Origin of the sequence: Alkalihalophilus lindianensis (assembly GCF_032843265.1) — a bacterium.
GTDB classification, from domain to species: Bacteria; Bacillota; Bacilli; order Bacillales; family Bacillaceae_D; genus Alkalihalophilus; species Alkalihalophilus lindianensis.
This window is the reverse complement of sequence record NZ_JAWJBA010000331.1, coordinates 1-272: the sequence shown is the minus strand read 5'-3', so window position 1 is coordinate 272 and position 272 is coordinate 1. Positions and strand designations below refer to the sequence as shown.

Sequence of the window (272 nt, the reverse complement as noted above, 5' to 3'; positions counted from 1 at the left end):
TTAATCTCTTTCCTTGCTTCTCTTGGACTCTCGTAATCTTTTAAGTAAACCTCCTCATATTTAATCGTTCTCCATAACCTCTCTGTAACAATATTATCAAGGGCTCTTCCTTTGCCGTCCATGCTAATTCGGATGTCCTTATCCAGCAGTAATCCGGTATATTGGGGACTGGTAAAATGGCTAACCTGATCACTATTTAAGATCTCTGGCTGTCCTACCGACAGAGATCTTAAATAGTGATCAGGGTAGGCATCTTACCACTCCCCAATATA

General features: G+C 40.8%; 1 pseudogene. It reads right to left on the bottom strand.

The features are described from left to right. Positions 1-215: pseudogene (locus tag RYX56_RS22455) on the bottom strand (IS3 family transposase); the annotation flags it as partial. Between the last annotated feature and the right edge of the window lie 57 nt (positions 216-272).